17 protein-coding genes and 1 tRNA gene are annotated in these 23518 nt (G+C 66.7%); 7 read left to right on the forward strand and 11 right to left on the reverse strand.

The genetic code is table 11. The features are described 5' to 3' along the window. Positions 1-243 precede the first annotated feature (243 nt). Positions 244-834, reverse strand: coding sequence for a hypothetical protein (locus tag ACFLIT_RS16165; RefSeq protein ID WP_479912297.1), 591 nt, complete (start codon positions 832-834; stop codon positions 244-246). A 322-nt stretch (positions 835-1156) separates the two neighbouring features. Between ACFLIT_RS16165 and ACFLIT_RS16170 the strand changes: the two genes are divergently transcribed. Next, on the forward strand, positions 1157-1483 hold the full coding sequence (locus tag ACFLIT_RS16170; RefSeq protein ID WP_479912298.1) for a hypothetical protein: 327 nt from the start codon (positions 1157-1159) through the stop codon (positions 1481-1483). Positions 1484-1644: 161 nt separating this feature from the next. Here the strand turns inward: ACFLIT_RS16170 and ACFLIT_RS16175 are convergent, their stop codons facing one another. Then, positions 1645-2277, reverse strand: coding sequence for a hypothetical protein (locus tag ACFLIT_RS16175; protein WP_479912299.1), 633 nt, complete (start codon positions 2275-2277; stop codon positions 1645-1647). A 30-nt stretch (positions 2278-2307) separates the two neighbouring features. Further along, positions 2308-3084, reverse strand: a complete 777-nt coding sequence (locus ACFLIT_RS16180; RefSeq protein WP_479912300.1) for a hypothetical protein — start codon at positions 3082-3084, stop codon at positions 2308-2310. A 269-nt stretch (positions 3085-3353) separates the two neighbouring features. Between ACFLIT_RS16180 and ACFLIT_RS16185 the strand changes: the two genes are divergently transcribed. Next, on the forward strand, positions 3354-4766 hold the full coding sequence (locus ACFLIT_RS16185) for a hypothetical protein (protein WP_479912301.1): 1413 nt from the start codon (positions 3354-3356) through the stop codon (positions 4764-4766). Here the strand turns inward: ACFLIT_RS16185 and ACFLIT_RS16190 are convergent. Together ACFLIT_RS16190 and ACFLIT_RS16195 are read right to left on the reverse strand one after the other, a co-directional pair. After that, positions 4742-7423: a TrlF family AAA-like ATPase gene (locus tag ACFLIT_RS16190; RefSeq protein WP_479912302.1), complete on the reverse strand. Its 2682-nt coding sequence runs from the start codon at positions 7421-7423 to the stop codon at positions 4742-4744. The genes ACFLIT_RS16185 and ACFLIT_RS16190 overlap by 25 nt on opposite strands. A gap of 306 nt (positions 7424-7729) precedes the next feature. Continuing rightward, positions 7730-7805 (reverse strand) — tRNA-Lys (locus tag ACFLIT_RS16195). An 86-nt stretch (positions 7806-7891) separates the two neighbouring features. Between ACFLIT_RS16195 and ACFLIT_RS16200 the strand changes: the two genes are divergently transcribed. Further along, the gene (locus tag ACFLIT_RS16200) at positions 7892-8245 is read left to right on the forward strand and encodes an Hpt domain-containing protein (protein ID WP_479912303.1); all 354 of its coding nucleotides are present in this window, start codon (positions 7892-7894) and stop codon (positions 8243-8245) included. Here the strand turns inward: ACFLIT_RS16200 and ACFLIT_RS16205 are convergent. From ACFLIT_RS16205 to ACFLIT_RS16225, 5 genes are all read right to left on the reverse strand, one after another. Further along, positions 8242-9822: a putative bifunctional diguanylate cyclase/phosphodiesterase gene (locus tag ACFLIT_RS16205; protein ID WP_479912304.1), complete on the reverse strand. Its 1581-nt coding sequence runs from the start codon at positions 9820-9822 to the stop codon at positions 8242-8244. The genes ACFLIT_RS16200 and ACFLIT_RS16205 overlap by 4 nt on opposite strands. Before the next feature lie 70 nt (positions 9823-9892). After that, the gene (locus ACFLIT_RS16210) at positions 9893-10834 is read right to left on the reverse strand and encodes a DMT family transporter (RefSeq protein WP_479912305.1); all 942 of its coding nucleotides are present in this window, start codon (positions 10832-10834) and stop codon (positions 9893-9895) included. Positions 10835-10892: 58 nt separating this feature from the next. After that, complete coding sequence (locus tag ACFLIT_RS16215) at positions 10893-12146, reverse strand: TolC family protein (RefSeq protein ID WP_479912306.1); 1254 nt, start codon at positions 12144-12146, stop codon at positions 10893-10895. Then, positions 12143-15232 carry an efflux RND transporter permease subunit gene (locus tag ACFLIT_RS16220; protein WP_479912307.1) on the reverse strand — a complete coding sequence of 1030 codons (3090 nt, stop codon included), beginning with the start codon at positions 15230-15232 and terminating at the stop codon, positions 12143-12145. The genes ACFLIT_RS16215 and ACFLIT_RS16220 overlap by 4 nt, the downstream gene beginning before the upstream one ends. 3 nt (positions 15233-15235) lie before the next feature. Then, entirely contained in the window at positions 15236-16282 is a 1047-nt protein-coding gene (locus ACFLIT_RS16225; protein WP_479912308.1) for an efflux RND transporter periplasmic adaptor subunit, read from the reverse strand. A gap of 180 nt (positions 16283-16462) precedes the next feature. Between ACFLIT_RS16225 and ACFLIT_RS16230 the strand changes: the two genes are divergently transcribed. Both ACFLIT_RS16230 and ACFLIT_RS16235 read left to right on the forward strand, forming a co-directional pair. Further along, positions 16463-17116 carry a response regulator transcription factor gene (locus tag ACFLIT_RS16230; RefSeq protein ID WP_479912309.1) on the forward strand — a complete coding sequence of 218 codons (654 nt, stop codon included), beginning with the start codon at positions 16463-16465 and terminating at the stop codon, positions 17114-17116. 4 nt (positions 17117-17120) lie between these two features. Continuing rightward, entirely contained in the window at positions 17121-18488 is a 1368-nt protein-coding gene (locus tag ACFLIT_RS16235; RefSeq protein WP_479912310.1) for an ATP-binding protein, read from the forward strand. A gap of 50 nt (positions 18489-18538) precedes the next feature. Here the strand turns inward: ACFLIT_RS16235 and ACFLIT_RS16240 are convergent, their stop codons facing one another. Further along, positions 18539-19924: an MFS transporter gene (locus ACFLIT_RS16240; RefSeq protein WP_479912311.1), complete on the reverse strand. Its 1386-nt coding sequence runs from the start codon at positions 19922-19924 to the stop codon at positions 18539-18541. Between the two features lie 202 nt (positions 19925-20126). On the opposite strand from ACFLIT_RS16240, the gene ACFLIT_RS16245 reads away from it, so the two are divergent. Together ACFLIT_RS16245 and ACFLIT_RS16250 are read left to right on the forward strand one after the other, a co-directional pair. Next, a complete protein-coding gene (locus ACFLIT_RS16245; protein WP_479912312.1) occupies positions 20127-22550 on the forward strand; it encodes a TonB-dependent receptor plug domain-containing protein in 2424 nt (807 codons plus the stop codon). 20 nt (positions 22551-22570) lie between these two features. Beyond that, a complete protein-coding gene (locus ACFLIT_RS16250) occupies positions 22571-23518 on the forward strand; it encodes a TauD/TfdA dioxygenase family protein (protein WP_479912313.1) in 948 nt (315 codons plus the stop codon).

Here is a 23518-nt window from a genome sequence, read left to right on the forward strand (position 1 = left end):
GCTGCCTCAATCACAAAGAAGCTTGGCAAGTTAATTCACGAGCATACGTGCACTGTCCGTCGCATTTCGTTCTCACGTGGCTGGTGGCGCTTGCCGACTTTCGCCTACAGATCGGCACACGCATAGAGGCTGCTGCCGATCCACTGATTTAGAAACATTCCGTCCCATCACCCAACCGTTTGAGCCCGCTCGTCTTTATCGAGCGCGGAGGGCTTCCTGGGTACCGTGTGGGCACCAGACTCTCTAGTCGGCCCGGTCGAGGCGCTTCTGTAGAGCCGCCGAAAACAGCGCCCGTTCCTCGGCCCGTGCCTGCGCCAACCGCTGCGCCACCTTGTAACGTTGAAAACCGCGCGGCTTCGGAGCCGACGCTTGGCCTTTTAAATGGGCATGCAGCGCGCGACGGCGCTTTCTGGCTCGCGGCAGCGCCGACATACTTTGAGTGGCGTAGGCGAGCCTGTGAGCCTGCCGTGATGCCCATTGCTGGCTATGCAGATAGATGGCTTGGCAGCGCCGACCATGCGTGGGGCACCGGAAATAGAAGCGGTGGCCACCTAACCGGCAGGCCTCGGCTTCGATCTCAACGACCTGCCGGAGCACTCGGCCGCCCTGCGCTACGGTCACCACCATCGTTGGTGCATCCAGAATCGATAAATCGATGCGTATGTGCGCCTCAGCGACGCCGAGGCCGCCGCGCGCCCAGCGCAATGTGTCGATGACGCATTCGCCCGACCTGAGCACGCCCAGCCGGCGCAATACGCGCATATCAATGACTGGTAGGTCCTCAACCGCCGCCGGATGAACCGTTCTCCACCTTCCTGAACCGATCCCGCCCATAGCGATCTCTCGCTGCTGCTAGGTCGGCATTTTACGAAAGTTCCTGCGCTAATGCAGGCGAAAGCCCGCGCGCCAGCTTTCCATTGCCCCGGCGGCGGTGACTGCCTCATAAAGGCGGTGGGTTCGCAACAGGCGGACCTGGGGCGTGGAAACCCCTCACCTAGGCGGCCCGAGTGCGGCCGTCCCCAGCACTCCTCGACCATGCGGTCGGGGAGGCGTCAGTGTATGTCCAGGGCGCGAGCCTAAAGACTGGCGCGGCTTCTCCTAGGTGAGGCTTTCCAACTCCCCGATCACCAGGGAGGGAGAAAGCTTGAGCAATCACTTGGAGTCTACCATCGGCCGACTGCAGTTTTTCGCCATAGTCGGATTGTCCCTGCTCGGTGGAGCGTGCGACGGGCAAGTAAAGACAGCGGTCAAAGATCGATTGATTGATCCCGGATCGGCAAAGTTCTCTGAAATTAGCACCGAGGACGGCATCACCTGCGGGCTAGTGAACTCGAAAAATAGGATGGGAGGCTACACCGGCGACAAGCAGTTTTTGTACCTCAACGAAACGGTGTTGTTCGAAGAGGACGAGGGGTTCCACGCGTACCCGCACACCGCTTGCACGCCCAAAGCCATGCTCGCCTACTTTCAGGACTTGAGATGACCGTGGGGGCAGCGTCGGGGCCACCTGGAGGGGGAGGCGCCCAAAAGATGGCGAAGCGTGTACGATACGACCGCCCATCAATTGCTCTGGCCCACTAGGCGTTAAGGTGCCGGATCAGATGATGAGCTGCTCGCTCTGTGCCTCATCTCGCTCGCCTTTCGCTAATTCGCAGCCTCAGCCAGCCATTCACCAATGTCAGGAAAATCGTGTGCGCAGACGGCTCGTATATTGTCGTAAATCACCTGATCGCCGGTTTGATGCGTGGCAAGGCAAAGGTAGTAGTTCACGCCGTCGCGCTTGAGGAAGACGATCCATTCACCGGTGATCTGCTTTGAGGCATAGCGTTCTTCGAAGGCAGCAATTGTGAAGCGACCTGCGATCCTTGCAATTGTCGCTTCGTCGAGAATGGCTCCCTCTTTTGCGACTTCACTGATCCAGTCCGCCGCTTCTGGGCGCTGCATCGCGGCCAAGAGATTGCTGGCCATAAACCGTGCGCCAAACCAGTGCTTGTGCCACAGACCCTTAAGGGGTTTACGGCGGAAGCGGGTAGCCGGCTTAGTTCCCGCTCCTCGTTCCTGCTCCTCTAACGACACGATAGAATCGAGCACTTCGTGCGGAGCGACGCCGTATCGATGGTTGAGCGCGAGAAGGTTCAACCATACGCACCCGGAAATGCGGTCGGCCACGGGTTGCAGTGCGACGGCGAACTCCAGGCAACGGTCTCGAAACGCGTGAAGGACCGGAGCGGGAACACTGAGTTGTGCGCCATCCACAAACCGATGATGATAGATCAAGCGACCGGCGTCCTACTGTGCGGCGTCCAGCTAGAGTTTGAAGTTCCCTCGATCAGCGTAGCCGTTCGCGGCTAGGTGCATCGCCGCGACCGTGCGCAATCGGGCCTTGCGGCTATTGAACACCGGCTTGCTGGAGAACTGGAGCCAAGCACCATCGCGACGCTCAAGCCAGCCCGCAGCGAACGCATCACCAGCGAGAAACCCGGCATTGTTGACCACCACCCAGCGCTGGGCTTCAGCGGTCGGCCAGAGGGCGATGTGGATCGCCAGTTCGTCCCATCCCGCGTTGCTCACCGAGACGATGGCGGGGATGCCCTGGATCTCGAACTCAAACACATGGGTTGAGCCACGATTGGGTCCGTCGGCGCCCGGCCAACGATTGTCGCCGGCGCGGATCGTAAAAAGGCGGCGCTCGATACCGGTATTGATGGCCGCCACCATCATGTTGCGCCAGGCCTTATCACGAAGGGACTGGTAGGAGCCTTCCTCCGCCTTCGGTGACCAAGTTTTAACCACGCCGTCGTCGGAGGGGTAGCTCAGAAACTCGAAGAACCCTGGATCATCCTCGAAAACCTGCCCCGTCAGCTGGCTAAGGCGATGCATGAAAGCGTCTTCGTTGAGCAGAGCATAGTCGGGGTCCGCGCTGTCCTTCGCGCGCACTGTCGCCAAGAGAGCGGCGTGTGAGCTGTAGCCGCACGCGGCCGCAAGCGCCTCCGTCAGGTGGGCGGATTTCTCCTCCACAAAGCATCGGCGAAGCGCACGCTTGGCGTTGAGCAAACTCGGTTCGGTAAGGGCAATGGCAGTCATAAATCGTCCTTCACAGGTGAGGTCGATGTCCGCCGATTACACACCGACCATGCGGGTGAAGGTCGATTGGTGGTCAAGTTAGAAGTCCACTTTGACCCGGCGGCAGGTCAGGCGAGACGGCCTATGAAGGCAAGATAGTCCCAGCCGGTCATCTTACAAGGGCCATGTCGAACGATGTTATCCATTGGATAACATGGACTGGTGAATGGCCCAGGATTCCTTCTCGCGGTTAGAATTGCGCCCATGAGCGACGGGAGGCGGTCATGCCAATGATGGGAGAGACCCGCTTCACCGGGACAATATCCGGGCCAGAACTTGAGGTGCCGGTGACCTTCACGGCGGAGGTGAATGATCGCGGCCAACTCGTCCTCACCTTCGATCCGCAGCCGGTCTCTTCGGAAATGTTCACGTTGGCGCGCGGGCTGAATGCCGATCAAGTTGCGCCCGACTGGACACTGCATGGAACGGCGGAGACGAGCGAGGTGATCTCCTCGACCACCTTTGCCGTTACCGGTCGTCGAACCCACAGCACCCCGGATCACAGCATCTTCACACTGAAAGGCGAATGCAGGGAAGCTGAGATCGTGCGGCCTCTCGCAGTGACGTCAGAACGGGCGCAATTCCGGTGGATGTTCCCACGCTTTCGAACTGTTCACCGGCTCCAGCACGTCATCTCCAGTGGAACAATTTACGCGGGGGGCGCAGCGCCTGACGCCGAGGATGAGCATCGCTTGACCGGTTTTATCGCGGTGCGCGCGGATCAGGCGGAGGTTTCCAAAGAATGGTGGGAGGAGGTCGACGCCACAGTCGACCATGTGCGCCGGGTCCTGTCGTTCGCCAGCGCGGTCTATCTCCTACCCTACGTTGAAGATCGCGTAGAGGGCCATACCCACAGGCTGCGCGTCTACAACCGCTCGAAAACACCCCCTGCGTTCATCGCGCCGTTTCACTTCCTGAACCTGGGCCCCATCTTCGCAACGGCATGCACCTCATCCCCGGAGGTCCGCGCGCGCTTCCTGGCTCTGGATTCCGCTCTCCGTTGGCTGCTTGCGCCGGGCCACTACCAAGAAATCCGTCTGCTCGCCGCGATCACGGCGCTCGAAAACATCGTTGAGCTCGACTACCCGTCAAAGACCCAACCGCTCATGTCGAATGGCCTGTTTAGGACCTTCGCCAAACGAGTTCGAGCGCTGATCACCGAACTGAACCTGCCCGTCACGGTCATCGGCAAGCTTCCCGAACTCAACCGCGCCAGCTTCATCGACAAGGTCGAGCGCTACGTTGCCGATCACGGGATCGTCGTCGCCGACTTCCCCGAAAGTGGACTGAAGTCGGTGATCCAGGCGCGCAACGCCGTCGTGCATACCGGCATCTATTTCAATGACGAGCAGACTCAGCCTGACATCTGGGACCACATCATCGTGGCCCGAGAGCTTGTGAACCGCATCTTCCTCGATGCGCTCCAATTCGAAGGAAACTACTTCAGCAAACTCCATGGCGACGCGCAGCTTCGCTTCCCGAGCTGCCATCGGCTCACCACTCCGCAGGGGTATGCAATCGCCTTTGACGATCCGGCTGCGGCGCCGCGACCGCCTACACGGGTTGGGTTGGCTGAGCCTATCGAGCCGGGGCTCGATACGTTGGCCCCTCTCGACGATCAGGAACCTCTGGCGACGCCATAGATCAGCGCGCGTCGCTTAAACGCCTCCTGCGACCCTTCGAGGATTGCGCAGGCGTACTCGCGGGTTTTTGGGTGATCGATAGAGCCTGTTGAAACGATCTGGCCCTTATCGTCCTGCGCCTTCAGCACGATGATCTGCTCGGCATCGCCCAGCACCGCGATGTTGGCATTGTGGGTCACAATGATGACCTGGCGACGTTCCTTCGCGCGACGCAGAACCGGCACAAGGGTTTGGTAGATGAACTCGCTGTCGAGGTGATCCTCGGGCTGGTCGATGATCAGCGGACGGTTAGATTCCGCCGACAACATCAGCGCCAGCAGCACTGACTGCTTTTGGCCGAGCGACAGGCGGCTGAAGTCACGGATGATCGGCTTCGGCTGTCCGGTCACGGTTTTACTGACGATGAGCAGTGGTCGGTCGATCACCTCGACGGCTTGGAGTTTGTGAAGCACCGCAATGTCGGAGAGCTTTTCGATGAGGGTCGTTGCATCCGCATCGGAAAACACAGTTGAGCCGTCGGAGCTTTTCACGCCTTTGATCGCGGCGCGATCCGACTTCGCGATGGCTTCCAAGAGACCAGGCAAGGTGAGCGCTTCAATCAGCAACGGCGCTCTCGGCACCTGAGAGGTGCGCCATCCCATCGCCTCCGAAATAAGGGCGCTAGCGCTGGGGGAAAGCGCACTCTGCCGGAATTTGAGACTGACGTTCAGATCGGTGAGCACGGCCTGAAGCGTCTCGCTCGCCTTGGTGCCGTAGGCATTGCGTTTCATAGCGATGCGGCTGCGGACAGCCCAACGCTCGCGCACCAAAGCCGCCCTCTCTTTCTCGCGACGCTCCAACCCAGGCACCCAGGTCTTCAGGACCCTGAGGGTTTCAGTGAGTTTTGCCTCATCCGTCGAGAGGCTGTTGATGAACACCATGTCGAGGCGAACGCCGCTAGCTTCCAGCGCAGCCTTCTTGGTGTCGATCGTGCGTTGAGCTTCGACTTCTTTTGAGCGCCAAGCCATGAGCGCGGTCTCGGTGCTCGCCGCGAGCGCCTTCGCTGCTGAGGTCAAGTCGGCTTCGGACGCAACCACCTTTGCCTTGAAAGCCGTCGCCTCTTTCGCGATGGCGACGTACTCGGCCGATCCGACTGTCAGTTCGGCAGGGTTCGCCAAAGTCTCGATGTTCTCGGCGTACTCTTTGAGGGTGTCGTGCTTGGCGTGGTCCAGCAGCGCTTTGACATCGTTTCGCAGAGAAATTCGAAGCTGCTTTTCCGTTTCAAGTTTTCGGATGAGCGCGATGACCTCCTTGCCATTCTGCTTCTCGAGCGCGGCAAGTTGGCTTTTCTTGAGAGCGAGGTCGCGCTCCACGCCTGGGATGCGCGCCACGATTTCCGCTGCCTTCTTTAGGTCGGCCTCGGATTCTAGGAGCTTGGCCCGCAGCTCTTCCTCTTCGCGCAAATCGCTCGAAACGCCGATGAACCGATCCAGAAAGCTGAGAAGCGCTGCCGGATCTGCGTTCGCGTTTTGGCTGATGGTGGCGGCTTCGCTCTGCGCATAACACTCGACATTGATCGCGTTGACCTGAGCTTCCGGATCGTCGGCGTTTTCCACTTCCGAATTAAGCCGCCGGCGCAAATGCGCCTTCTGGCCAGCCTGATCCTCCACGATCAGATCGATCATCTCCGGCCAGACTTCGGAATCGACTACGTCGCCTGTGCCGCTATTGCCGGTGAGGCAGCGTATCGCCTCGAAGGTGGTGGACTTCCCGGTGCCACGCCCGCCGATGATACAGTTGAGGTTGGGGCTGAAATTGATGGCCTGTCCCGCCAGAAAGCCACCGTCGAGATAGAGGGTGCGCACCATCGGGATGCGAGCCGGTATTTCCTCTTCAATGCGCACGCGAGCATCGGCGTCCTGGAGAGCCATCCGCAAGCCCTCGAACGAAACTTCCTGCATCTTGTAGCGCGTGACTTTCCGGTCACCCGCCGCGTTTCGGCCGAGCGCCGCCAGCGTGTGGGAATCGGAGTTTAGGATGCGTGCGAGGAACTGTGACTTGCCCAGCCCAAGCGCCTCAATGCGTTCGCGGCCGAGTTGTTTTCGACCGGCATCTGCATCACGGTCGGAGAAGGCGACCGGTGAATCCGCGCGCATCAGCTCCATCCCAAGAAGCGCGGGGTGGCAGATGATGTCCTTCTTGTGCGGAGGCGATCCAGGCACCTCCGTCTCGAGCCCCTTGCCGCCATCCACATGCGCCAGAATGGCGAACCCGTTACCTTCACGAACAAGGTTAAGGATGTCGACCACGCCCGTTGAGCAACGCGAGTTCGCGGTGTTGCGGTCGGCAAGCGATAGCTTTGCGTGAAAGCGCTGAAGCGCGTCGAGCGTGGGCAGATAGCAGAGAAGGTGTCCATGCGCCGTGGACAGCTCAACGGCTGGCACCACCAGAAGCGGCAGTGTTCTCGCCGCTTCGATTGCTGCTGCTACACCGGAAATTTCGTTGTGATCGGCGATGGCGATCAGGCTTAGGCCCTCGCTATGCGCGGTGGTTACGATAGCTTCGGGCGTGGCCGTGACGTCGCTGACGTCATGCGATCCAGCGATGCTATGGATGTGCAGATCACCGCGGAAAAAGCGCGCACCACGATCCAGCGCTTCGGCTTCTTTGATGTCCATTGGTCCCTCGACCGCAACGCTAGCCTAGGGTTGGAAGCTTGACCAGAAACAACCGGCGGATGTTCTCAGGCGGGCTTAGGACACACGTCTCTCTAAGTTCCTTCCTTGGTACCTAGGCTTGCCTCGGGCGCTGCATCCCGCCGAACCTCGTAGCTTATTGAGGGCAGCAGGCTGCGGACCGCGCGTCGCTCGCTAAGAGCCCGGTCCCGAGACCCTACTTCCGAGATTCGACCTTTTGTCTGGTACCCCACTGGTACCCCAGCTCGTTGCCTTGGGTACCAAATGCCGCCAAACCCTTGAAGGGATTGGTGGGTGCAGTAGGATTCGAACCTACGACCCGCTGATTAAGAGTCAGCTGCTCTACCAACTGAGCTATGCACCCCCGCCGGGTTGGGCGAAGGGCGCGGAACATACGGCAAAAGTTCGGGATGGCAAGGGGCCAAAGTCAACTCGCTGAGGGACGGTGAAATGGCGAAGCGGGACATCACCGGAGCGGTCGATTTTTCCTACCTGGAAAGCTTCGCCGGAAGCGACGATTCGCTGATCGACGAGGTGCTGGAAATCTTCCGCGAGCAGGCCGGCCTGTGGTCTCCCATGCTCGACGCCGACTCCGTGGGCTGGCGCGACGCCGTCCACACGGTGAAGGGCGCGGCGCGCGGGGTCGGCGCCTTCGCGCTCGGCGACGCCTGCGAGCGAGCCGAGCAGGGCGGCAGCCTGGAGGCGGTGCGCGACGCCATCGACGTCGCCCTGCTGGACATCGCCGCCTATCGCCACGAGCGTATGCTGCGGGCCCTGAAGACGCCGCGCGAGACGTTCGGCTAGGCGCGCCGCCGTTTCGGGGCCGCGACCATGGCGCACGCTTCTTCCGCGTTGACCGAGCCGCCGTAGAGCGCGCCCTGCTGTTCCTCGCAGCCCTGGGCGGCGAGGGCCGCCCGTTGATCCTCGCCCACCACGCCGTCGGCGATGACGCTGAGGCCCAGACCCTGGCCGATGGCGATCAACGCCTTGACCATCACCGCCGCCTGGCGATCCCGGGTCATGGCCTGGACGTAGCTGGGGTCGAGCTTGATGCGGTCGAGCTGCAGCTTTTGCAGGTTCTTCAGGTCCGCATAGCCGGTGCCGAAGTGATCGGCGACGATACTGACCCCCGCCCGGCGTAGGGGAGACAGCAGCAGGCTGGCGGTCTCGGTGTCGCGGATCAGGGCGCCTTCGTCGACTTCCAGATCGAGGCGGGTGGGCGCGAGGCCGGTTTCGCCCAGAACCTTCAGCACGCGCAGGCCGAAGGTCTGATCGGGCAGAAGGCCGCTCGGCAGGTTCATCGACAGCCGCACGCCCGTGGGCCACGTCGCCGCCGCGGCGCAGGCCTTGGCCAGGGTGCGTTCGGTCAGGGCTGCGAGCAGCCCCGCCTCCTCGGCCACCGCCAGAAAGCGCTCGGGCTCGATCAAGCCCAGTTCGTCGTCCTCCCAATGCGTCGTCGCCTCGAAGCCCGCGATGCGGCGCTCGTCGATCCGGCCGCAGGGCTGGAACCGCACGGCGATCCGGTCCGCCTCGATCGCGGCGCGCAAGGATCGCTCCAGGGCGTCGCGCTCCCGCAGGCGGGCGTCCATATGCTCCTCGAAGAACCGCACCGTCGATTTGCGCTCGGCCTTGGCGCGATAGAGGGCGACGTCCGCCTTGCGCAGCAGCTCCTGCGTCTCGACGCCGTCCGACGGCGATAGCGCCACCCCGATCGCCGTACCCACCGCGTGGTTCACCCCGCCGGCCGAGACCGGCGTCTGCAGGCTGTCGATGATTCGCAGGGCGATTGTCGTCGCCGCCTCGGCCCCGGCGACGTTGCGGGCGAGGATGGCGAACTCGTCGCCGCCCAGGCGGGCCACCAGGTCGCCGTCGCGGACTGCTCGGAGCAGGCGCGCCCCGACGTGGATCAGCGCCTGATCGCCGACCGGATGGCCATGGACATCGTTGATCTTCTTGAACCCGTTGAGGTCGAGCAGGAACACCGCATGAGCCTCGGGGGTGGCGGGCAGGGCGTTCAGCGCGGCCTTGAGGGCGGTGTCGAACTGGCGGCGGTTGGGCAGGCCGGTGAGGGGATCATGCAGCGCAAGGTTCATCACCTCGCGCTCCGCGGCCATGCGGCGGTTGTTTTCGCGGCGATGCTCGCGGGCGCGCCGCCAGGTGTAGATCAGCACCCCGGCCATCAGCAGAGTGACGCAAACCATCAGTTCGTCGAGCTCGAGGGTCTCCCGCGCCTGGCTCACATGGCCCTGATGCTGGAAGACGTCGACCTCGAAGGCGAAGAGAGCGGCGACCAGCAGGAGGATGGCGATGAAGCCGGCGTCGAAGATCTTGACCCGGTGGCGCATGATGAAACTCACTCCGCGCGTCAGCAGCTCAGGCATGGCGGCTCCAGGATAGGGCCGCCCAATTTGCGGGGATCATGTTTAAGGAGCGGTGCTCGGCCGTTGCGACCTAAAGTCGCCGCCGCAGCCAGCGCAGGGGGCGGCCGTCGATAAGGATCAGGCCGAGGGCGATCACCGCCATGCCGGCGTAGGCGCGCGAAGGCAGGCGCTCGCCCAGCATCATCGCGCCGAGGGCGATGGAAACGATCGGGATCAGGAAAGTGACCAGCTGCAGGTTGGTGGCCCCGGCCGTGGCCAGGATGCGGAAGAACAGCACGAAGGCCACGACCGTGCTCAGGACGGCGATCCCGAAGATGGCGCCCCAGACCTCGAGAGACGGCGGCGGCAGGGTCCAGGGGCGCTCGAACGCCAGCGCCAGGGGCAGGGTGATCAGGGTGCTGGCGGTCAGCTGGCAGGTGGCGGCGGTCAGGGGCGGCGTGTCGCGAAAGCGGCGGCCATAGACGGCGGCCAGGGCCGCGAGGCCGGCGCCGATCACCGAGCAAGCCTGGCCGATCAGCACCTTTCCACCGCCCTGTTCGAAGGCCGAAGGGCCCATCAGCACCGCCACCCCCGCGAAGCCGGCGGCGACGCCGAAGGCGCGCTGCGGGGTGAGCCGGTCGTCGCGGGTGAACATGTGGGCCGCCAGCACGGTGAAGATCGGCGTCGAGGCGTTGAGGATCGAGGCCATGCCGCTGGGGATGTAGCGGATGCCGTAGGCGGTGAGGCTGAACGAGATGACGTTGTTGAGCACGCCCATGACCGCCACCCCGCCCCACAGCGCCGGATCGCGCGGCAGCGGCCGCCGCAGGACCAGCATCACGAGGTTCAGCACCACCGCCGCGACGCCGACGCGGGCGAGGACGATGGTGAAGGGCGGCAGGCTCCCCGCCATCACCTTGAAGAACGGAAACGAGCAGCCCCACAGCAGGGCCAGGCCGCACAGCATCGCCCATTCGCGCCCGCCCATCTGCAGGTTCGCGGCGGAAGAGGCGGGCGGGCGGTTGGACGACATCGGCGCGTGTTAGCCGATCGGGGCGGCGGGCTCCATGTGTCCCGGTGAAGCCGGCCTCCTAGCCTTCGTCGTCCAGCCAGAACTCGTGCGCGTCAAGCGCCAGGCGCATGACGGCCCGGTGCGCCTCGGCGCGCGTTTCCAGCTCAAGGCGGCGGGTTTCGAAGGCCTGCCGTTCGCCCAGCAACCGTTCGGCCAGGTCGCGTTCGCCCAGCGCATAGGCCCGCGTTATGCGTTGGGCGGCGATCTCCCCTGTCTCGCGCGCGGCCTTGGCTTGCTCCCAGGCTGCGAGCGCGGTCTGCACGGCGATGACCGCCGACTGGGCCTCCAGCCTCACCTCGCGCTGCACCTGGGCGTGGCGGGCCTGCGCTTCGCTGGCCAATGCCGCCGCGCGGTCGGCGCTCGCGCTGCGCAGCCGGCTGCCGAACGGCACCTGCAGGAACACTCCGGCGCCGCGTTCCTGGCCGCCGAATTCGGTGAAGGTGCGCACGCCCAGGATCGGGTCGGGCACACGGTCGGCCGCCATGCGTCGGGCCAGGGCTGCTTCCTTGTCGGCGGCGGCGCTGGCCGAGGCGATTTCGTGGCTGCGCTCGACGATGATGTCCGGCCACAGGTCGAGCGCGCGGTGCGGGCGGATCGGCGCCGGCAGCGGCTGCCCGGTTTGCGGCGTCAGGGTCGGGGCCACGGCCGCCAGGGCCGCGCGGGTCGTGCGCTCGGCCCCGACCGCCTGGGCCAGGGTCAGGCGCGCCCGCGCCTCGGCGGCCTTGGCCTGCTCCAGGTCGAGGGGAGCCGCGTCGCGCAGTTCGACGCGGCGGGTCAGCGCCTTGACCTCCGTGGCGTAGGTGTCGAGTTCGGCCTGGTCGATGGCGATGCGTTCGGCGGCCTCCTGCCAGTCGATCCACAGGTCCACGAACTCCAGCGAGGCGTGATGGCGGGCGTCCTCCAGGCCGTCGTAGGCGGCGCGCGCAGTCGCGGCCCCTGCCTGCCGGTCGAGGGCGGCCTTGTTGGGCAGACGCACGCCCCGGCTGATCTCGACGTTCCACTCGCGATAGTCGCGGTCGTCGCGGACCCGGCGTTCGTCCCACTGCCCGCGCACCGTGGTTTCGTAGGGGCCAGCCGACAATTCTCGGCCCTCGGCCTGGGCTCCGGAAAGCCGCGCGCGGGCGGCGGCGACGGCGGGCGTCTCCTCCAGGGCCTGGACGATGGCCTCATCGGGCGGCAGCCAACCGGGACGGGCGGCGCCGGGCTCCGCCGCGCTCGCCGCGGTCGCGATGAGCAGGCCGCAGGCGGCCAGAAGGGTGACGCGAAGATTCATTGGGCGGTCTCCGCCGCCGGCGTTCCCGGCTCGACGCCGAAACGGCGGTAGAGGATGGGCAGCAGGATCAGGGTGAGCAGGGTGGAGGTGAGCAGGCCGCCGACGACCACGGTGGCCAAGGGCTTCTGAATCTCCGAACCGGGGCCGGACGCCATCAGCAGCGGCACGAGGCCGAGCGCTGTGATCGAGGCGGTCATCAGTACCGGCCGCAGGCGGCGGCGCGAGCCTTCGACCACGGCGCGCGTCATGTCGTAGCCGCGTTCCACCAAGTCATTGAAATGGGAGATCAGGACAAGGCCGTTGAGCACGGCGATGCCGAGTAGGGCGATGAAGCCCACCGAGGCCGGCACCGACAGGTATTGGCCGGAGGCCCAGAGGGTCAGCATGCCGCCGATCATGGCGAAGGGGATGTTGGCCAGGATCAGGGCCGACTGGCGGATCGACTTCAGGGTGACGAACAGCACCAGAAAGATCAGGCCCAGGGCCGCCGGCACCACGATGGCGAGGCGCGCGGCCGCGCGGCGCTGGTTCTCGAACTGGCCGCCCCAGGTCAGGCGATAGCCCTGCGGCAGGGGCACGTCGGCGGCGACCCGGGCCTGGGCGTCCCGCACGAAGCCGACGAGGTCACGACCCGAGACGGAAGCCTGGATCAGGGCGTAGCGGGAGGCGTTCTCGCGATCGATCTTCACAGGGCCGTCGACGCGCTCCGGCGGGGCCAGCTCGCTGATCCGCGCGAAGCCGCCGTTCGGTGTGGCCACCTCCATCTCCTCGATCTGCTCGGGTTGGGCGCGCAGGTCCTCGCGGCCACGCACCACGATCGGCGTGCGCCGGCCCGGCTCGAAGACGGTGCCGGCCGGCGCGCCCTCGATCTGGGCGCGCAGTTCGTTCTGCACCGCCTCGGTCGTGAGGCCGGCGCGGGCCACGGCCGCGCCGTCGACGTCGAACTGCAGGTAGCCGATGCTGTCGCCGGCCACGGTCAGCACGTCCTCGGCGCCGGGCGTGGCCTTCACGGCCGCCTCGATGGCCTTGGCCAGATCGCCGAGCACGGTGAGGTCGGGGCCGAACACCTTCACCGCAAGGTCGCCGCGGCTGCCGGTCAGCATCTCGGCGGTGCGCATCTCGATCGGCTGGGTGAAGCTGGCCTCGGCGCCGGGGAATTCGGAGACCACCTTGCGGATCTCCTCGGTGAGCCAGGCCTTGTCGCGGGTGCGCCATTCGGCCTTGGGCGCCAGTTCCATGAAGACGTCGCTCTCGTTCAGTCCCATGGGGTCGAGCCCGATCTCGTCGGTGCCCACGCGGGTGACGATGCGCCTCACCTCCGGCACGCGGGACATCACCGCCTTCGCGATGGCTCCGTCCTGCGCCGAGCTTTCGTCGAGGTTCAGGGTCGGCAGCTTGGCCAGCTGCATGACGATGGCGCCCTCGTCCATGGTCGGCATGAAGCTCTTGCCGACGAACATGTAGCCGACCACCGTGGCGCCGAAGCCGATCAGGGCCGCGGCGATGACCGGCAACGGCCTGGCGAGGGAACGTTCGAGCAGCCGCTGGTAGGCGGGCCCGATCCGGCGCATCAGCCAGGATTCGTGGTGGGGCTGGGCCTTGAGCGCCAGGGACGACAGCACCGGGATGAGGGTGAAGGACAGCAGCAGGCTGGCGGCCAGGGCGAAGACGATGGTCAGGGCCACGGGCCGGAACAGTTTGCCTTCCAGACCTTCGAGGGTGAGCAGCGGCATGAACACCAGGCAGATGATGATCACGCCCGAAGTCACGGGCGCGGCCACCTCGCGGCAGGCCTCGTAGATGCGGTGCAGGCGCTTGGCGCCCTTCATCTGCGGATCGTCGAGGCGTTCCACGGTGTTCTCGACCACCACCACCGCAGCGTCGACCAGCATGCCGATGGCGATGGCCAGACCGCCCAGGCTCATCAGGTTCGCCGACAGCCCGAACCATCGCATCATCAGAAAGGTGATGAGGGCCGCGAAGGGCAGGGTGACCGCGACCACAAGGGCGGCGCGCAACTCGCCCAGGAAGATCAGCAGCAGGATGACCACCAGGATGCTGGCCTCGATCAGGGCGTGGGTCACCGTCTCGGTGGCCCGCTCGACCAGCTCCGACCGATCGTAGAAGGGTTTGATCTCGACGCCTCCCGGCAGGGACGACTTGAGGTCTGCGAGCCGCGCCTTGACCTCGTGCACCACCGCCTTGGCGTCGGCGCCCTTGAGGGCGATGACGATGGCTTGAACCGCCTCCTCGGGCCCGTCCTGCGTCACCGAGCCGTAACGGGTGACGGCGCCGACGCCGACCTTGGCCACATCGCCCAGGCGCACCGAGCCGCCGGCCGGCAGGGGCACGGGGATGGCCTCCAGGTCTTCCAGCCCGCCCGCCGCGCCGGCGACGCGCACCACCAGGGCCTCCTCGCCCTCAACGAGTCGGCCGGCGCCGTCATTGCGGTTGGCGGCCTCGATGGCCTCGACAAGGGCCGCGCTGGTCAGGCCGGCGGCGGCCATGGCCCCAGGGTCGGGCGTCACCTCGAAGGCGCGCGCCCGTCCGCCCAGCACATTGATGTCGGCCACGCCCGGCACGCCGCGCAGGGCCGGGCGGATCGTCCAGTCGAGCAGCGTGCGCTTTTCCTCCAGCGAGAGGTTCGGCCCCTCGATGGTGAACATGTACATGTCGGACAGCGGCGTGGAGATCGGAGACAGCCCACCCTCGACGCCGGCGGGCAGGCCGCCTAGCGCCGCGTTTAGCCGCTCGGACACCTGCTGACGCGCCCAGTAGACGTCCGTGCCCTCGACGAAGTTCAGCGTGATGTCGGCGATGGCGTACTTGGCCATCGAGCGCAGGTCCTGCTGCCGGGGGATGCCCAGCAGCTCCATCTCAAGGGGGGCGATGACCTTGTTCTCGACCTCCTCCGGCGTCATGCCTGGGGCCTTGAGGATGATCTTCACCTGGGTGGAGGCGATGTCCGGGAAGGCGTCGACAGGCAGCTTGCGATAGGCGTCCACGCCCAGCAGCAGCAGGCCCACGGCGGCCACGATGATCATGAGCCGCTGGCTCAGCGACAGGCTGACAAGGCGCGAAAGCATGGCCTAGAGACCGGCCGCGGACTTGAGCTGGCTGACGCCGGCCGTGACTACCGAGGCGCCGGGCCGCACGCCGGTGACGACCACTTGCGTCTGCGAGGCGCCGGCCAGTTTCACCGCCTGGGCCCGGAAGCCCGAGGTCTCGCGGACGAACACCGTATCCGCGCCGCCGGCCTTGATCACCGCGCTGCGGGGCAGGGTGACGGAGCCGGCGGGCGCGGCGCCGTGAACCGTCAGCCACACCGTTCGGCCCGCCGTCAGGGCCGCGCCCGCGGGCAGTTCGGCGCGCAGAACCACCGAACGGGTGCGCGGGTCGATCGCCGAACCGACCGCGACCACGCGGCCGCGCAGGCCTTCGGCCGTCACCGGGGCGCCGACGGCGATGCGGCCGACAAAGGCGGCGGGCAGCCGCGCCTCCGCCCACAGGCGGTCGCTCTTGTCGATCACCGCGACGGCGGCCATCGCCTCCACCCCGCCGCCGGGCTGAAGGTTCATTTGCGAGACATGACCGGCGATAGGCGCGCGCAGGACGTATTCGCCGTTGCCGCGACCTCCGGCCGAGGACACCAGGCGGCGTTTCTCCGCGGCGGCGGCGCGGGCCTGGGCCAGACGCATGCGCGCCTCGTCGGCGCGGGCGCCGGCGACGATGCCTTCCTTGGTCAGGATCTCGGCCCGCTCGGCGGCGGCCTGGGCGGCGGCCAGTTCAGCCTCGGCCTGGGCGAGCTCGGAGCCGGCGCGCAGGGCGTCCTGACTGAAGATCACCGCCAGGGTCTGGCCGGGGCGAACCGCCTGGCCTTCCAGCGCATCGACCCGGACCACCGTGCCGGCGAAGGGCGCGGCGGCGACCACCCGGCCGTTCGGCGGGGGGGCGGTAATCGCGCTGACCGAGGTGATCGGCGCTTCGCTCGCCGCGACGGCGGTCGCAACCCGCAGCCCCATGCTGCGCTCCTGGGCGGGGGTCAGCTTGACGGGCTCGGCGGCGAAGGCGGACGGGAAGCCGAGGACGCCGGCCAGAGCGACGGCCCCGAAAGCCGAATTAAGACGTGGACGCACCAAGACCCCCGAACGAGCGTGTCGCAGTTTCGAAGGGGGTGTATGGCGGCGCCGCCTGAAGCTGCGCTGACGCGAAGCTGAATTCTGGCTGACAGCGCGGCTGGGTGCGGTCTTGCGGGGGGCGTGACTGCCTTTCAGGTCGCTTTCAGCCAAGGCGGCTAGTAGGAGGGCGAAACGCCCATGCGCATCCTTCTTGTCGAAGACGATCAAGAGTTGGCGGGCCGCCTGGGCTTGGCCCTGCGCGAGGCCGGCTTCGCCGTGGATTGCGCCTATGACGGCGAGGAGGCGGCCTTTCTGGGCGAGACCGAAGTATTCGACGCCGTGGTGCTCGACCTTGGTCTGCCCAGGCTTTCCGGCCTTGAGGTGCTGCAGCGTTGGCGGCGCGGAGGCCGCGACATGCCGGTGCTGGTGCTGACCGCCCGCAACGCCTGGACCGACCGGGTCGATGGACTGAACGCCGGAGCCGACGACTATCTCGGCAAGCCGTTTCAGAACGGGGAGGTGGTGGCCCGTCTTCGCGCCCTGATGCGCCGGTCGGGCGGGACGGCCTCGCCGGTGCTGGTTCACGAAGGCCTGACGCTCGACCCCACGGCCGGCGTGGCCAAGGTCGACGGCAAGCTCGTCGAGCTGACGGCGCGCGAACTGCGCATCCTCGAATACCTGATGCATCGCAAGGGCCGCATCGTCTCCCAGGGCGAACTGATCGACCACATCTACAGCCTGGACGACCAGCGTGAGCCCAACACCATCGAGGTCTACGTCGGGCGCCTGCGTCGCAAGCTGGGGCGCGAGGTGATCCGGACCATGCGCGGCCTTGGCTATCGGGTGGGTTGAAGCGATGCCGACATTGTGGCGCAGCTTCCGTCTGCGGCTGATCGTCGGGGCCGGCGTCTGGATTCTGGGCGGCATGGCGCTCAGCGGCGTGGCGCTGTCGCAGCTCTTCCGCGAGCATGTCGTCGCCCAGTTCGACAACGAGATTCAAGCGCACGCCGACGAACTGGCCGTGCTGGTCGATTTTCGCCCCGACGGGCGCCTGTTTCTGCATCGCCCGGTGAGCGATCCGCGTTTCCAGCCGCAGGGCTCGGGTTTCTACTGGCAGATCGAGAACGTGGCTGGCGATGTGCTGGCGCGTTCGCCCTCGCTCGGATCGGCGGTCATGGTGCTGCCGACGGCCGCTCCGCCGGTGGGACAGGCGCGGCGCATCTTCGCCGACGGCCCGCGTGGTCCGGTCCGGTCGGTGGAAAAGACCGTGGCCAAGGCCGGGGCGCCGGACGGCCTCCTGCGCGTCGGCATCGGCATCGATGAGGTTCAGCTCGACGAGGTGCTTTCGCATTTCAACCGCAGCCTGGTGCTGTCGCTCGGCGTCGTCGCCCTGGGCCTGATCGCGGCCGCCCTGCTGCAGGTGTGGTTCGGGCTGCGCCCGCTGGGACGGGTGAGGGCGGCCCTGGCCGAGGTCCGCCTCGGCCGTGCGCGCCGCCTGCCGGAGGAGGCGCCCAGCGAGATGCGGCCGCTGGTCCACGAACTCAACAGCCTGCTGGAGGCCAATGGCGAGATGATCCGCCGGGCGCGCGCGCAGGCGGGCAACCTAGCCCATGCCCTGAAGACGCCGCTGGCCATTCTCACCGACGAGGCCGAACGCCTGGCCCGCGCGGGCCAGGGCGAGGCGGCCGAGACCCTGCGCATCCAGTGCGAGCGGATGCATCGCCAGATCGACTACCAGCTGGCCCGCGCCCGCGCCGCCGCCTCGCGCAGCACGCCCGGCGCCGCCGCCGACGCGGCGACGACCTTGGAGCCGATCCTCAGCGCCATGCGCCGCCTCTACGGCCCCCGCGGCGTGACCTTCACCCTCGATGCCCCGGAGCCGGTGGCGGTGGCGGTCGAGGCGCAGGATTTCGCGGAGATGGCGGCGAACCTGATCGACAACGCCGGAAAATGGGCCCGCGGCGCCGTGCGCGTCATCGTCCGGAATCCCGCGCCGGACCTGGTTCACGTCATCGTCGAGGACGACGGTCCGGGCCTCGCGCCCGAGAACTGGGAGGTGGTGTTCGACCTCGGGCAGCGGCTGGACGAGCGCGCGCCGGGCTCCGGCCTGGGCCTGGCCATCGTTCGCGACCTCGTCCACCTCTACGGCGGGCGGGTTTGGCTGGAAGCTGCCGACTCCGGCGGCTTGCGCGCGGTGTTGGCCGCGCCCGTCTTCAAGGCCTGACACTCAAGGTCGAGGCGCGGCGTCCAGATTGCCGTTAGCGGCCTTGAAGGTCAGGCGCGCTGGATCAGCGAGGCGCCCGCCGAACGATGCAGTTGCAGAAAGCCCAGCGAGGCGATGATCGTGATCGCGCCCACAATCAGGAAGGCGACCTGAAAGTCGCCAAGGCTCTGCTGTCCGCCCGGGCCGCGCAGGGCGGACAGGATCACGGCGGCGGCGGCGATCCCCAGGCCGTTGGACACCTGGTTGGCCATGGTCGAAAGCGTCGTCGCCGAGCTGAAGGTTTCCTCGGGCACGTCGGCGAAGGTCAGGGTGTTGATGGCGGTGAACTGCGTCGAGCGCGTCGCGCCCGCGAGGAAGAGCAGAAGGCCGGTCGCCAGGGGCGGCGTCGACCCCGAAAGGCCGGCGCAAGCCGCGATGCAAAGGCCTGAAAGCACGCCGTTGACGATCAGCAGGCGGCGGAAGCCGAGCGCCCGCAGCAACGGGGTCGTGGCCGGCTTTATGCTCAGGTTGCCGGCGAAATAGATCAGCACCATCACGCCGGCCCCCAACGCACTGCGCGCGAAGACCAGTTGGAACAGCAGCGGCAGGAGGAACGGCGTCGCCGAAATGCCCAGGCGGGCGGCCATGCCCGCGCCGAGCGCCGTGGTGGTGAAGGTGGGGATGCTGAACAGGCCGGGGTGGATCAGTGGATAATCGGCCCGGTTGAGCCGTCGCCAGGCGCCCCAGCCGAGACCGATCGCCATGACCAGCAGTCCCGCCGCCAGCGGCCAGCCCGCCGGATCGTGGGCCAGGCTTTCCAGGGCGTAGACCAGGGTGGTGGCTGCCCCGCCCACCAGGACGAGGCCCGGCACATCGAGCGGCGCGCGCGCGGCGGCCTTGACGTTCGGGATGAACACGAGGGCGCAGACCAGGCCGCCGAGCCCGATCGGAAGATTGATGGCGAAGTTCCATCGCCACCCCCAGGTCTCGGTGATGAAGCCGCCGAGCGCCGGGCCGATCACCGGGGCCATCAGCGCGGGCCAGGCCATGAGGGCGATGGCGTTGAGGATATCGGCCTTGGCGGTGTTGCGCAGCACGGCGGCCCGGCCGACCGGCGTCATCAGGGCCGCGCCAAGGCCCTGCACCACGCGCGCCAGTGAAAAGAGCAGGAGGCTGGGCGCCAGGGCGCATCCCAGCGACCCGACCACGAACACCGCGATCGCCGTCGCGAAGACGGTGCGCGCGCCGAAACGGTCGGCCAGCCATCCCGCCAGCGGGGTGAAGGCCGCCGAGGCCAGGATGTAGCTGGTCACCGCCAGGCTCAGGGCGGCCGGCGGCAGGCCGAAATCGCGGCCCATCTGCGGCAGCGAGGTGACGATCACGGCGGCGTCGAGGTTCTGGATGAACAGCGCCGAGGCCACGATCAGGGCGACGGTGCGGGGGCGAGAGACGGTCATTGCGCGCGCTATAGGCGTCGCCGCCGCCGAGGGGAGGGGATCATTACTGCAAAGCCGATCAGGAAAGCTGACTTCCAATTCCTATAAGATCGATAGGAATAATGTGATCTCCAAGCGGGGCCAATCCCTCTTGGTTTGCAGACCCGGGGAACGCCGAGCGGAAACGCGCGGTGGGGCAGCAAAAAACAGGTCGATGAAGTCTATGTCCGTTTTCCTTCGCCGCGCACTCCACGGAGCCTCCGCCGCGGTTCTCACCTTCGCCGCCACGGCCGCTCACGCCGCGGACGCCGCCGCCGCCGATGCGGCGGTCGGCGCTGTCGACGAGGTGATCGTCACCGGCACCAGCACCAGGGGTCTCACCACCCTCACCAGCGCGACTCCCGTCGCCGTGGTCAGCGCGGCACGGCTGCAACAGGGCGGGGCGGGCGATCTCGGCTCGGCCCTGCAGGCGGCCGTGCCCTCGATCAATTTTCCGTCGGTGACCATCGGCAGCGCCGCCGGCGCCAACCTCAACGCCACCCTGCGCGGCCTGGCGCCCGATCAGACCCTCGTGCTGGTCAACGGCCGCCGGCAGCACAAGTCGGCCTTCGTCAACGTGAAGGGCGGTGTCGCCCGGGGCAACCAGGCGGTGGACTTGGCGACCCTGCCGCTGGCCGCCATCGAGCGCGTCGAGGTGCTGCGCGACGCGGCCGCCGCCCGCTACGGCTCGGACGCCATCGCCGGCGTTATCAACGTGGTGCTGCGCGAGAAGGTCGATGGCGGCAACATCGCCCTACGTGGGGGGCAGTATCGCGACGGCGACGGTCAGACCGCCTACGTCCGCGCCTGGAAGGGGCTCGAACTGCCCGGCGACGGCTTCCTGTCCCTGGCGCTGGACGCCGGCCACGCCAACGACACCGACCAGTTCGCCAGCCCGGAGACCCGCGCCTACTACTTCCCGGGCGATCCGCGCGAGGCGACGGTCGACAAGAGCAAATTCTACCGCGGCCAGCCCGAGATTCGCACCGACGTGCGGGCGGCCTTCAACGCCGAGGGCCATGTCAGCCAAGGCGTCGAGCTCTATGGCTTCGGCACGATCGCCCGCAAGCGCACGCGCATCAACGGCAATCCCCTGCTGCCGCGCGCCAACGAAACCATCCGCGCCCTCTATCCGGATGGGACCAAGCCCAATCAGTGGGTCAACAGCGACGACCGCACCCTGGCGGGCGGCGTGCGCTGGGATGTGGCCGGCGAGGGGCAGATCGATCTGTCGCTGACCGGCGGCGACAACCGTCAGCGCTACCGCACCACCAAATCCAACAACGCCTCCTTCGGCCTGGCGACCCCGACCGACTTCAACACCGGCTCGCTCTATCATTCGCAGACGGAGCTGAACCTCGGCTATGTGACGCCGCTGCCGGTCGGCTTCGTCGAAGGCCCGATCACCTTCTCGGCGGGCCTGTCCGGTCGGCGCGAACTCTATCGTATCGGCGCCGGCGAACTCGCCTCCTACGTCGACGGCGGCGTTCCGATCCTCGACGGGCCCAACGCCGGCAAGGCGGCGCCCTACGGCTCGATGACCTGGCAGGCCTACCTGCCGACCGACGCCGGAGAGACGACCCGCAAGGTCTGGGGCGGCTACGCCAGTCTCGAGGGCCTGGTCACCGAGAAGCTGCGTCTCAGCCTCACCGCTCGGGCGGAGGACTATTCCGACTTCGGCGGCGTGGCGACGGGCGAGACCTCGGCCCGCTACGAGCTCACCCCGACCGTCGCGCTGCGGGGTTCGGTGTCGAGCGGCGTGCGGGCGCCCAGCATCGGCCAGGTGGCCTATTCCTACACTCAGACCACCACGGTGGTGAACCAGACGGGGCTGTTCCAGGTCCGCACCTTTCCGGTCGACAGCCCGGTGGCCATCGCCCTCGGCTCGGCGCCGCTGGAGCCGGAAAAGTCGACCAACCTTTCGGGCGGCGTGGTCTGGCGGGTGACGCCGGCGGCTTCGATCACGCTCGACGCCTATCAGATCAGCATCAAGGACCGCATCGCGCTGTCGGACAATTTCGCCGGCGCCGAAGTCCAGACCCTCTTGGCCAATGCGGGCTTCCCGCAGGTGATCTCGGCCAATTTCTACACCAACGCCCTCGACACGCGGACGCGGGGCGTCAGCTTCACCGGCGACTACGCGACCCCGTTCGCCGGCGGCGACCTCAGCCTCAACCTCGGGATCGAGTTCAACAAGACCAAGATCACCGAGATTCGCAGCGTCAACGGCAAGACGCCCATCGGCCGCCAGACCGCCGGCTACATCGAATACGGCACCCCGGACGTGAAGGTGGTGCTGTCCGGGACCTATGTGCGCGGGCCGTGGGCGGTCACCGCCACCGGCATCCACTACGGCGAATACAGGCAGATCGATCCGTCCAAGTCGGCGCTGGATCAGACCTTCTCGCCCCAGCGGGTGCTGAACCTCTCGGTCGCCTACGACCTTCGCGACGACGTGAAGCTGACCGTCGGGGCCGACAACCTGTTCAGCTCCCAGGCCGATCCGATCCGCCAGTACGCCATCGACGGCGGCCTGCCGACGACCTCCCTCAACCCCGTGAACTCCGACGGCCGCTTCGTGTGGGCCTCGATTTCCTACGACTTCTGATCGCCGAAAGGGACCCGTTCATGACCCGCCAAGCCAAGCTGAGTTTCGAATCCTTCGAGGTCACGCCCTCCGACCGCGCGCTCGGGGCCGACCTGCACATCGCCGACGTCGAGGCGCTCGACGAGCGGGCGATCCGAGAAATCAAGCAGGCCGCCGTCGCCTACCAGGTGGTCCGCATTCGCGGCCAGGACCTCGGTCCCGCCGCCGTGGTCCACTTCGCCAAGCGCATCGGCGATCCGACCGTGCGCGGACAGGAGACCGAGGAACGCAAGAACAGCCCCCGGCGCGACAACAAGTTGACCGACGAGCGTTTCCCCGAGATCGGGGCGGTCTCGAACATCGTCGAGAATGGTCAGGCCCAGGGCGCCTACGGCTCGCAGGAGCTCTACTGGCACTCCGACATGGTCACGCGCGAGAAGCCGGCGAGCTTCACCGTGCTCTACGCCGTCGAAGCGCCCTCCGGCGAGGGGCAGACGGTGTTCTCCAGCGTCACCCTGGCGGCGGAAGCGCTGTCGCCGGAAAAGCTCGCGGAGCTGTCCAAGCTCTCGCTCAAGAACAGCGGGGCCGCCAACGCGGCTGGTCTGGTCGAAGGCTTCGACGAGATCACGGACGTTACTACCTCCCCGGGTCGCGTCCACCCGCTGGTCTCCCGTCACCCGGAGACCGGCCGTCCGGCCCTGTTCCTCGGCCGGCGCATGCACGCCTACATCACCGACCTGCCGGTGGAACAGTCGGAAACGCTGCTGGACGAGGTCTGGGCCCACGCCACCCGCGACGAGTTCCAGTGGGAGCAGGACTGGCGACCGGGCGACCTGGTGGTGTTCGACAACCGGGGCCTGCTGCACCGGCGCAATCCCTTCTCGCCGGAGAAGCGCCGCCTGCTGCAGCAGATCGTCCTGCGGGGCGAAGACCCGGTCTACCGCTACGAGCCCCAGGGGAAGACGTCGCGCGAGCCGGTCGAGGCCTGA

It is taken from the genome of Caulobacter sp. HJHS_5 (assembly GCF_056683955.1).

What these genes read in the sequence shown, in the direction of transcription:
- ACFLIT_RS16210 (WP_479912305.1), bottom strand. Translation starts at nt 10,834, where the DNA reads ATGTCGTCCAACCGCCCGCCCGCCTCTTCCGCCGCGAACCTGCAGATG.
- ACFLIT_RS16205 (WP_479912304.1), bottom strand. Translation starts at nt 9,822, where the DNA reads ATGCCTGAGCTGCTGACGCGCGGAGTGAGTTTCATCATGCGCCACCGG.
- ACFLIT_RS16185 (WP_479912301.1), top strand. Translation starts at nt 3,354, where the DNA reads ATGATGGGAGAGACCCGCTTCACCGGGACAATATCCGGGCCAGAACTT.
- ACFLIT_RS16180 (WP_479912300.1), bottom strand. Translation starts at nt 3,084, where the DNA reads ATGACTGCCATTGCCCTTACCGAACCGAGTTTGCTCAACGCCAAGCGT.
- ACFLIT_RS16200 (WP_479912303.1), top strand. Translation starts at nt 7,892, where the DNA reads ATGGCGAAGCGGGACATCACCGGAGCGGTCGATTTTTCCTACCTGGAA.
- ACFLIT_RS16250 (WP_479912313.1), top strand. Translation starts at nt 22,571, where the DNA reads ATGACCCGCCAAGCCAAGCTGAGTTTCGAATCCTTCGAGGTCACGCCC.
- ACFLIT_RS16215 (WP_479912306.1), bottom strand. Translation starts at nt 12,146, where the DNA reads ATGAATCTTCGCGTCACCCTTCTGGCCGCCTGCGGCCTGCTCATCGCG.
- ACFLIT_RS16235 (WP_479912310.1), top strand. Translation starts at nt 17,121, where the DNA reads ATGCCGACATTGTGGCGCAGCTTCCGTCTGCGGCTGATCGTCGGGGCC.
- ACFLIT_RS16190 (WP_479912302.1), bottom strand. Translation starts at nt 7,423, where the DNA reads ATGGACATCAAAGAAGCCGAAGCGCTGGATCGTGGTGCGCGCTTTTTC.
- ACFLIT_RS16245 (WP_479912312.1), top strand. Translation starts at nt 20,127, where the DNA reads ATGTCCGTTTTCCTTCGCCGCGCACTCCACGGAGCCTCCGCCGCGGTT.
- ACFLIT_RS16240 (WP_479912311.1), bottom strand. Translation starts at nt 19,924, where the DNA reads ATGACCGTCTCTCGCCCCCGCACCGTCGCCCTGATCGTGGCCTCGGCG.
- ACFLIT_RS16220 (WP_479912307.1), bottom strand. Translation starts at nt 15,232, where the DNA reads ATGCTTTCGCGCCTTGTCAGCCTGTCGCTGAGCCAGCGGCTCATGATC.
- ACFLIT_RS16165 (WP_479912297.1), bottom strand. Translation starts at nt 834, where the DNA reads ATGGGCGGGATCGGTTCAGGAAGGTGGAGAACGGTTCATCCGGCGGCG.
- ACFLIT_RS16230 (WP_479912309.1), top strand. Translation starts at nt 16,463, where the DNA reads ATGCGCATCCTTCTTGTCGAAGACGATCAAGAGTTGGCGGGCCGCCTG.